Origin of the sequence: Micromonospora haikouensis (assembly GCF_900091595.1) — a bacterium.
Classification (GTDB): Bacteria; Actinomycetota; Actinomycetes; order Mycobacteriales; family Micromonosporaceae; genus Micromonospora; species Micromonospora haikouensis.
The window spans coordinates 1-1,003 of record NZ_FMCW01000097.1 but is presented as its reverse complement, the minus strand read 5'-3'; the positions used below and the strand labels follow the sequence as shown (position 1 = coordinate 1,003).

General features: G+C 70.3%; 2 protein-coding genes. Both read right to left on the bottom strand.

Annotated features, from left to right (window positions below):
- A partial coding sequence (locus GA0070558_RS32655) for a hypothetical protein (RefSeq protein ID WP_141722446.1) occupies positions 1 to 286 on the bottom strand: 286 nt, incomplete at its 3' end.
- A gap of 92 nt (positions 287 to 378) precedes the next feature.
- Positions 379 to 801 (bottom strand): hypothetical protein, encoded by a 423-nt coding sequence (locus tag GA0070558_RS32650; protein ID WP_091287442.1) that lies wholly within the window; start codon positions 799 to 801, stop codon positions 379 to 381.
- Between the last annotated feature and the right edge of the window lie 202 nt (positions 802 to 1,003).

Here is a 1,003-nt window from a genome sequence, read left to right as displayed (position 1 = left end):
GACCGAGGACCGCGCGCAGGTCGACGCGGTCGGAGACGTGCGGGGCGATCAGGTCCGGGTCCAGGTGGCGCAGCTTCACCACCGTCCGCGCCAGGGCAGCGGCGGCGGCGGAGATCTCGACTAGGGCGGCAACGCGGATCGCGTCGGCGGGGACCGTGGTGTAGACCTCGCGGGCGGCCCGGATGCCTGGCCCGGCAAGGCGCATGACGGTGCGGCGGTGCGTGCGACGAACGGGGCCGGGGCGCGGGTTCCCGGCGATCCGGACAGCGTCAGCTAGCGTGGGCATCAGCCCAACTCCTTCCAAGGTGATTCGGGTGAGGCGCGGGGCGGGCGTCGTCCTTGGCAGGGTGAAGGCCCGCCCCGCGCGTCCAGATCTGGTCAGGCCGCCTGCTTCACGGCGGCTTCGGTCATGGCCCCGGCGCGGATCGACCACGCCTGCCGCGCCCGGCACTTCCCCGAGCCCTTGCACCGCTGCGAGTCCACGTACGGCGTCAGGGTCACGTCGGTGAACATCACCGCCGGCGGGTAACCCGGGATCTTCGACGCCGGCGGCACCGGCTGCACCGGCGCGGCGATCTTCACCTTGACCTCCTTCGACCCGCCGAACTTGCCGGCCTCGGGGTCCAGGTCCAGCACCTTGACCACCCACAGGCGCTCGCCCGTGTCCTTGTCGCGGGCCTGGTCGTCGCCCTGGCCGCGCTTGTCGAAGTCCGTCACCGGCTCCACACCCAGGCACAGCGCGCCCTGCGGGAAGACGTAGTCGAACGGAACCGGAACCTTGATCGTGTTCGGGACAGCCATTGCCCTACCTCCAGCTCTGCCCGCCGGCACTCCGCCGGCCTCGGGATGCGAATTGGCTAGCCAAATCGCGTAGGACTCAAGGTAGGCCAGCCTGGCTGCCAGGTCAAGAGTTGGACGCTGATTGGCCTAGCTCGCTAGCCAGCAGCTACTCTGACCTGCATGACCAGCGAGCTGGAAAACCTGGCCGGGCTGGACCCGGATG